This window comes from Nguyenibacter vanlangensis, assembly GCF_013376155.1.
In the GTDB taxonomy this organism is placed as follows: Bacteria; Pseudomonadota; Alphaproteobacteria; order Acetobacterales; family Acetobacteraceae; genus Gluconacetobacter; species Gluconacetobacter vanlangensis.
This window is the reverse complement of sequence record NZ_JABXXP010000105.1, coordinates 1-7,453: the sequence shown is the minus strand read 5'-3', so window position 1 is coordinate 7,453 and position 7,453 is coordinate 1. Positions and strand designations below refer to the sequence as shown.

Here is a 7,453-nt window from a genome sequence, read left to right as displayed (position 1 = left end):
CGCAGGCGGTGCTGGGCGTGCGGCCCGCGCGGGCGGCGCTGCCGGCGCATCCGCGTTTTCGGCTGATGTTCGTCAATCATGTGACGACCAATCCGTTCTTTACCGCGACGCAGTACGGCATCCAGGACGCGGCCGAGCTGGTGGGCGCGGACACGCAATGGACGGGATCGGAGAACAGCATCGCGGCGGAGATGATCAGCGCGATCAATGCCGCGATCGCCGCGAAAGCCAGCGCCATCGCCGTGAGCCTGGTCGATCCGCATGCCTTCAACGAGCCGGTCGCGCGGGCGCTGGCGGCGGGGATTCCGGTCTTCGCCTATAATGCCGACGCGCCGGCCGGGTCGGGCAACAAGCGGCTGGCCTATATCGGGCAGGACCTGTTCAAGGCCGGGCAGATGATGGGCCAGCGCATCCTGGACCTGGTGCCGGGGGGACGGGTCGCGCTGCTGATCGCGACGCCGGGGCAGTTGAACATCCAGCCGCGCATCGACGGCGCGCAGGACGTGCTGCGCAAGAGCGGGCGGTCCTATCAGATCGACATCGTCGCCACCGGGGCGACGGTGAACGAGGAATTATCCAAGGTCAAAGCCTATTACCTGGGCCATCAGGACGTCAAAGGCCTGTTTTCGGTCGATGGCGGTACCACGCAATGCGTGGCCGAGACGATGGAACAGTACGGGCTGGCGGCGAAGGGCGTGCGGGGCGGCGGGTTCGACCTGCTGCCGCGCACATTGCACCTGATCGATGCCGGGCACCTGGATTTCACCATCGACCAGCAGCCCTATCTGCAGGGATTCTACACCGTGATGGAAATGTACGCCTATCTGATCTCGGGCGGGCTGGTGGGGCCGGCGGAGATCAATACCGGCCTGAAATTCGTGACCAAGGGGAATGTCGCGCCCTATCTGGCGACCAAGACCCGCTACGAGGGAAGTTCCAGCGCCGCGCAGCTTATCGCGCGGTCAGGAGCGATCCAGTCGTAGGCCTGTCCGGGAATGCGTGCTGGCGGCGGTCCGACGCGCCAGCCCACAGGCCCGGAGCGGGATAGGAGAATTCTTCTTTTTCTGAAGAAAAAGAAGCAAAAAGACTTTTGATCGTTTTGGGGAGTTTGCCTGTGTCGGCAAGGTTTTCCCAAAAAAATCAAAAGTCTTTTTGGTTCTTTTTTTCAAAAAAGAACAGGAACGCTTTCGGGTCGGCGTTGGGGAACATAATACGATGTCGCGTATCCTTGGTGGGCTGCTGAAATGGCGTGAGGCGAGCGTCATCGTGGTGGCCGTGGTGCTGGCGGTGTATTTCCAGATCGCCAATTCCAGTTTCCTGTTTTCCAATGACTCGGTGCAGAACCTGTCGCAGTTCGTGGCGCCCGTCGCGATCATCGCCTGTGGCGAGGTGATGCTGATGATCGGCGGCGAGATCGATCTGTCGGCCGGGATGGTGTACGCGCTGGCGCCGTTCCTGATGTATTTCCTGGCGCAGGCCGGCCTGCCCTATCCGCTGGCGGTGCTGGGCGCGCTGGCCGGCGCGGCCCTGGTGGGGGCGCTGAACGGTTTCGTGACCGTGATGCTGGACGTGCCGTCCTTCGTCACCACGCTGGGCACGCTGTTCCTGCTGAACGGGCTGACGCTGACGATTTCGGCCGGCACGCCGGTCGAAGTGGAAGCCGGGCGGCGGCTGGCCTGGCTGCTGGGCCGGGCGGGCTATGCCGAGTTCGCCTGGGCGCTGGCCATCGTCGCGGTGATGCATTTCATGCTGCGCAACACGCGCTGGGGGCTGCACACCATCGCGGCCGGGGCGAACCCGACCGGGGCCAGCGAGGCCGGAATCCGGACGCGCCGGCTGAAGGTCGGCAATTTCATCCTGTGCGGCGCGCTGTCCGGGCTGACCGGCATTCTGGAGGCGTTCCGCATTGCGTCGATCGATCCGACGGCGGGAGGGACGCATATCATGTTCCTGGCCGTGGCGGCGGCGGTGATCGGCGGCACGCCGCTGGCCGGCGGGTCGGGCACGATCGCGGGCGCGATGGTCGGGGCGATCGTGCTGGGCATCCTGAATGACGGGTTCACGCTGATCGGGATCAATGCCTTTACCTTCGACCTGATCCTGGGCGCGGCCATTCTGGTGGCCATGCTGTTCAACATCCATATCGGCCGTTTCCGGCGCCGTCTGTCCGTGTCATGAGGCATGGCCGGGACATTGGCGCGGGTCACGCCGGGAGGGAGACCGCCATGCGGAACCTGCCATGACGACGCCCATCGCGACGACGCCCGGGGCGGCGCCCGTCATCCCCCCCGCGGAGAGAGCCCGGATGGAGGCGGCCGGGCCGGAGATGCTGCGGGCGGAGAACATCGTCAAGGTTTTCGGGCCGATCACGGCGCTGGACGGTGTGTCGATGTCGCTGCGCCGGGGTGAGGTCCTGGGCATTCTGGGCGATAACGGCGCCGGCAAGTCGACGCTGATGAAGATCCTGACCGGCTATCAGCCGCCGAGTTCGGGCAGGCTGTTCGTCGAGGGGGTGGAGACCCGCCTGCGGTCGGTGGACCATGCGCGCGCGCTGGGCATCGAATGCGTCTATCAGGACCTGGCGCTGGCCAATTCTCTGTCGGTCTACCACAACATTTTTCTCAATCGGGAAATCCTCTATCCCGGCCTGCATGTCCTGAACAACCGCGCGATGCGGCGCGAGGCGGCGCGGTGCCTGGAGGAGATTGGCGTATACGTGCCGTCGGTCGAAGCCGAGGTGGGATCGCTGTCGGGCGGGCAGCGCCAGGCGATCGCGATCGCCCGCGCGGTATATGGCAAGGCGCGCATCCTGCTGCTGGACGAGCCGCTGGCGGCGATGGGGGCGCGCGAGGCCGCGCTGATTATCGAGCTGATCCAGCGGCTGAAGCGCGAGAATGCGATCTCGATCGTCATGATCATGCATAATTACGCGCAGACGCTGGATATCGCCGACCGGATCATGCTGATGCAGCGGGGGCGCGTGACCTATGAAAACGCGGCAAGCGCGACGTCGGTGCCGGAGCTGATGGCGATCGTGCGGCGGGAATACCAGCATTTCCAGGCGCACCGGCAGGAGAGCGCGTGAGGTTGGGGTTTTCGTCTTCTTCGCCGCTGTAAACGCAAAGTCCTGTTGTCGCCTCTCTCAAAATAGACGTGCCACTTGCGAACGGAGGCTGGGTGCCGGCCATCCCGCAAGCAGCGTCGTCGTTTCCATCGGACTTGGCTGCGGCGCGAGCGGACGGTCCGGCGCATTGGCCGGCTCGAAGAGCGAGGGCCTGGAAAGGCGTGGCAACAACGGAATTTTGCTGACGAGGATATATATGTTGTGTAAACACAACATATATAAGGAGTAGAGCGCGTGCATAATCGGATTGCGATGTTTCGTGCCGAGCGCGGTCTGACTCGACGTGCTCTGGCCGAGGCGGTCGATGTCAATCCGCAGACCATCGGCTATCTTGAGCGCGGCGATTACAAGCCGAGCCTGGAACTGGCCCTGAAGATTTGCCGCGTCCTGGGCGTCGAGGTGGAAATGGTATTCTCACTCGAACCGTTCGAATCCGTTGCGGCGCAGATGCGGCGCGCGATGAGGAACAGCGCCTGATATATTGAGGGCATATTGTGATCGACGCCGACCGCAGATGTAAAGCCCCGTCCCTGGACGGGGAATATTCCGGGGATGAGAGTTGATGGGACCCGTCAATCCATGGTCGAAGCCCGATCGCTCGATTGGGGCCATTCTGGATGTTCCGGCGAAAGCCTTTGCACGGCGCCTGGAATGGATCGCAGGGCCGTTCCTCGCCGAGATTCAGGACACGAAGCCCGATCCTGCGTCTATCCGCTATCGCTGGCGGCCTGCCGTGATCTTGTTGCTGACATTCGTCGATCTGGCCTGGCTGTCGAACAGCCCGCGACTTTCGCCGGCACTGTTCCTCTATGTCGAACTCGGTCTCTCATTATGGTCGAGCAGGCTCGTCTACAAGATCATGTTGGTCACGGGGCCCGTCTATGAGCAGGACGAGCGCCAGAGGGCGCTGGCGGCTGCCGCACGGGAGAAAGGACTGATCGGGGCGCTGCTGCTGACATACAGCGGATTAATAGAGTTGTTGTACCAACTCCTTCGGGCAGCGCGATTCCGGGTGGACTCCGTGCTGCCCTACCTTGCGATCGAAATAGCGGTGCTCCTGACGGCAACGACCGTCGTCTACCAATGTATCCGCCTGCTCTACCTGTCCTGGGCGGAACAACCCATTCCGGATTTGGAATAATTCCGGACGTTCAAAGCTGGATGATGGCGCAGAACGATCACCCTGCCGTACGCCTGCACGAACTCTCTCCTGGCATTGGTGGACCGTGCAGAGACGCTTATCCCCTCTCCTGGGCCGCCGTCTGGGCTGCCGCATGGCGGATTGCGCGGGCCATGGCCTCGACGCCGTTGCCGCGATTGGTCGAGAGGGCTTGGACCAGGCCCAGGTCGCGCAGGAAGCCCGGATCGGTCGCGAGGATTTCGTCGGGCGTGCGGCCGGAATAGACGCGCAGCAGCAGGGCGACCAGACCGGAGACGATGGCGGCGTCGGATGCGCCGGCGAAATAGAGCGCGCCGTCGCGGGTTGCGGATTCGAGCCAGACCTGGCTCTGGCAGCCGGGGACGCGATGCGCGTCATTGGTCCATTCGGCGGGGAAAGGCGGCAGCTTGCGCCCGAGTTCGATGATGTACTGGTAGCGCTGCATCCAGTCGTCGAACAGCGCCAGCTCGTCGCCGATCGTGGCGATCGCGGCGGCGGCGGTTTCGTCCTCGGGTCTGACGAAGGGGTCGGTCACGGCGGTCATGGAGCAATCCTGTGGCGCCACCGGCCCGTCCGGTCAAGACGGGACGGGCCGGGACGGGACGGTGGCGCCATGCCTGCCGGCCCGTCGCCCGCCCGGCCTTGGAGCCGTTCGGGACTGCGGGCGGCGCGCCCGAACACCGCCGGCGCGCGGTCCCGGGCGGGTTTAGAGGATGAAGCGGCTGAGATCGCCCTTTCGGGCCAGGGGGGCGACCTTGTCCTGCACGTCGGCGGCGGTGATGTGCACGGTCTGGCCGGAGCGGTCGGCGGCGGAGAAGGACACGTCCTCGAGCATGCGTTCGAGCACCGTGGCCAGGCGGCGCGCGCCGATATTCTCGATCCGTTCGTTGATGTCGGCGGCGAGTTCGGACAGGGCGTCCACCGCGCCGTCGGAGAAATCGAGGGTGACGCCCTCGGTTTCCATCAGGGCGGTATATTGCTTGAGCAGCGAATGTTCGGGCTCGGTCAGGATGCGGCGCAAATCCTCGCGGGTCAGCGGCGCGAGTTCGACGCGGATCGGCAGGCGGCCCTGCAGTTCGGGCAGCAGGTCGGAGGGCTTGGCGATATGGAACGCGCCCGAGGCGATGAAGAGGATGTGGTCGGTCTTGACCGGGCCGTATTTGGTCGAGACCGTCGTGCCCTCGATCAGCGGCAGCAGGTCGCGCTGTACGCCCTCTCGGGAGACGTCGCCGCCGCGGAAGCCGCTTTCCGAGGAGCGGGCGCAGACCTTGTCGATCTCGTCGAGGAAGACGATGCCGTGATCCTGGGCGTGCGCGACGGCTTCGCGGGTCAGCGCGTCGTTGTCGAGCATCTTGTCCGCTTCCTCACGCGTCAGGGCCTCGCGCGCGGCGGCGACGCTCATGCGGCGGCGCTGGGGCACGCGGTTCATCAGCCCCTTCATCATGTCGGAGAAATTGATCACCGTGCCCGGGGTCATGTTCGGCAGGTCGCCGAGCGCCGCCGCCCCCTGGGTGTCGGCGACGGCGATCTCGACCTCCTTGTCCTCAAGCTCGCCCTGGCGGAGCATGCGGCGGAACTTGCCCTTGGTGTCGGCCGACGCGCCCTCGCCCACCAGGGCGTCGACCAGGCGGTTTTCGGCGGCGTGCTCGGCGCGGGCCTGCACGTCGCGCCGGCGCAGGTCGCGCAGCATGGTCAGCGAGACCTCGACGAGGTCGCGGATGATGCTTTCCACGTCGCGGCCAACATAGCCGACCTCGGTGAACTTGGTGGCCTCGACCTTGAGGAACGGGGCCTGGGCCAGGCGGGCCAGGCGGCGGGCGATCTCGGTCTTGCCGCAGCCGGTGGGGCCGATCATCAGGATGTTCTTCGGCACGACCTCGTCGCGCATCCCCTCGGGGAGTTGCGCGCGGCGCCAGCGGTTGCGCAGCGCGATCGCGACGGCGCGCTTGGCGTCGGCCTGGCCGATGATGAAGCGGTCGAGTTCCGAGACGATTTCACGGGGGGAATGGTTGGGGACGTCCATTACGCTTTGGCCTCGTCCGTATCCTGGCCCAATGTTTCCAGGATCACGGAATGATTGGTGAAGACGCAGATCTCGCCGGCGATGCGCATGGCGCGGCGCGCGATGTCGGCGGCCGACAGCCCGTCGATTTCGGCCAGGGCGCGGGCGGCGGAGAGCGCGTAATTGCCGCCGGAGCCGATAGCGATGATCCCGTCCTCGGGTTCCAGCACATCGCCGTTGCCGGTGAGGGTGAAGGCGCGTTCGCGGTCGGCCACGGCCATCATCGCCTCGAGCCGGCGGAGATAGCGGTCGGTGCGCCAGTCCTTGGCCAGTTCGACGCAGGCGCGTTCGAGCTGGTTGGGGAAACGTTCGAGCTTGGCCTCGAGCCGTTCGAGCAGGGTGAAGGCGTCGGCGGTGGCGCCGGCGAAGCCGGCCAGGATCTCGCCCGCCGGGCCGATGCGCCGGACCTTGCGGGCGTTGCCCTTGATGACGGTGTTGCCGAGCGTCACCTGGCCGTCGCCGGCCATGGCCACCTGGCGGCCGCGGCGCACGCACAGGATGGTCGTCCCGTGCCAGCCGATGGGATCATGGTGGGTGCTGTGTATGGTCTGCATGACTGGAACAGATAAGCCGTCCGCCGCGCAGGACAAGGGTGGGAACTGGATTACCCTTTTCCGAACCCCGGTGGGGTCGGAAACGTGGGCTGGTGAGCGAGAGTGCCGCGTAGCGGCACGGCCGGCGTGGGTTTGCGAGCATCGCAGCGCAGCGGCCTTGTGGGCCATGAGCAGCGAAGCGCAGCAAACGCGCGTCGGATCGCCGCCAGCCCACGTTTCCGACCCCACCGCCGTTTATGATCCTATGGCGCGGGCTATGTATTCGGACAGTTCGGCCTGTGTGAATGGCTTGCGCAGGATCAGGGCGTCGTCCGGCAGGTCGGCATTGTCGGCGTAGCCGGTCAGGAACAGGATGGGGGTGCCCGGATAGCGGGCGCGGATGCGGCGGGCGGCTTCCTCGCCGCCCATCCGGGGCATCATGACGTCCATCACCACGAGGTCGGGGATGTCAGGTTCCATGTCGGAGAGGCGGGACAGGGCGGCCTCGCCGCCCGCCGCCTCGATCGTGCGGTGGCCCATGCCGCGCAGGAAGCCGGCGGTGACCGCGCGGACCG

9 protein-coding genes are annotated in these 7,453 nt (G+C 65.7%); 5 read left to right on the top strand and 4 right to left on the bottom strand.

Going from position 1 to position 7,453, the window contains the following annotated elements:
- From HUK84_RS07700 to HUK84_RS07680, 5 genes are all read left to right on the top strand, one after another.
- Positions 1-983 (top strand): sugar ABC transporter substrate-binding protein (locus HUK84_RS07700; RefSeq protein WP_176639763.1); only part of this gene is annotated, 983 nt, incomplete at its 5' end.
- Positions 984-1,215: 232 nt separating this feature from the next.
- Positions 1,216-2,178: an ABC transporter permease gene (locus HUK84_RS07695; protein ID WP_176639762.1), complete on the top strand. Its 963-nt coding sequence runs from the start codon at positions 1,216-1,218 to the stop codon at positions 2,176-2,178.
- Between the two features lie 61 nt (positions 2,179-2,239).
- Positions 2,240-3,085, top strand: a complete 846-nt coding sequence (locus HUK84_RS07690) for an ATP-binding cassette domain-containing protein (protein WP_246285516.1) — start codon at positions 2,240-2,242, stop codon at positions 3,083-3,085.
- Positions 3,086-3,358: 273 nt separating this feature from the next.
- Positions 3,359-3,601, top strand: a complete 243-nt coding sequence (locus HUK84_RS07685; protein WP_176639761.1) for a helix-turn-helix transcriptional regulator — start codon at positions 3,359-3,361, stop codon at positions 3,599-3,601.
- A gap of 85 nt (positions 3,602-3,686) precedes the next feature.
- Positions 3,687-4,265, top strand: coding sequence for a hypothetical protein (locus HUK84_RS07680; RefSeq protein ID WP_176639760.1), 579 nt, complete (start codon positions 3,687-3,689; stop codon positions 4,263-4,265).
- A gap of 97 nt (positions 4,266-4,362) precedes the next feature.
- Here HUK84_RS07680 and HUK84_RS07675 read toward each other — a convergent pair whose 3' ends face one another.
- From HUK84_RS07675 to HUK84_RS07660, 4 genes are all read right to left on the bottom strand, one after another.
- Positions 4,363-4,818 carry a SufE family protein gene (locus HUK84_RS07675; RefSeq protein ID WP_176639764.1) on the bottom strand — a complete coding sequence of 152 codons (456 nt, stop codon included), beginning with the start codon at positions 4,816-4,818 and terminating at the stop codon, positions 4,363-4,365.
- 171 nt (positions 4,819-4,989) lie between these two features.
- Positions 4,990-6,306 carry an ATP-dependent protease ATPase subunit HslU gene (gene hslU, locus HUK84_RS07670; protein WP_176639759.1) on the bottom strand — a complete coding sequence of 439 codons (1,317 nt, stop codon included), beginning with the start codon at positions 6,304-6,306 and terminating at the stop codon, positions 4,990-4,992.
- On the bottom strand, positions 6,306-6,899 hold the full coding sequence (hslV, locus tag HUK84_RS07665; protein WP_176639758.1) for an ATP-dependent protease subunit HslV: 594 nt from the start codon (positions 6,897-6,899) through the stop codon (positions 6,306-6,308). Before hslV ends, hslU begins: the two co-directional genes overlap by 1 nt.
- Positions 6,900-7,133: 234 nt before the next feature.
- Positions 7,134-7,453: response regulator (locus HUK84_RS07660; protein WP_176639757.1), on the bottom strand; the 320-nt coding region annotated here is incomplete at its 5' end.

Bases quoted from the DNA above. Each gene is read 5' to 3' on its own strand.
- HUK84_RS07680 (WP_176639760.1), top strand. From the start codon at position 3,687: ATGGGACCCGTCAATCCATGGTCGAAGCCCGATCGCTCGATTGGGGCC.
- hslU (WP_176639759.1), bottom strand. From the start codon at position 6,306: ATGGACGTCCCCAACCATTCCCCCCGTGAAATCGTCTCGGAACTCGAC.
- hslV (WP_176639758.1), bottom strand. From the start codon at position 6,899: ATGCAGACCATACACAGCACCCACCATGATCCCATCGGCTGGCACGGG.
- HUK84_RS07690 (WP_246285516.1), top strand. From the start codon at position 2,240: ATGACGACGCCCATCGCGACGACGCCCGGGGCGGCGCCCGTCATCCCC.
- HUK84_RS07695 (WP_176639762.1), top strand. From the start codon at position 1,216: ATGTCGCGTATCCTTGGTGGGCTGCTGAAATGGCGTGAGGCGAGCGTC.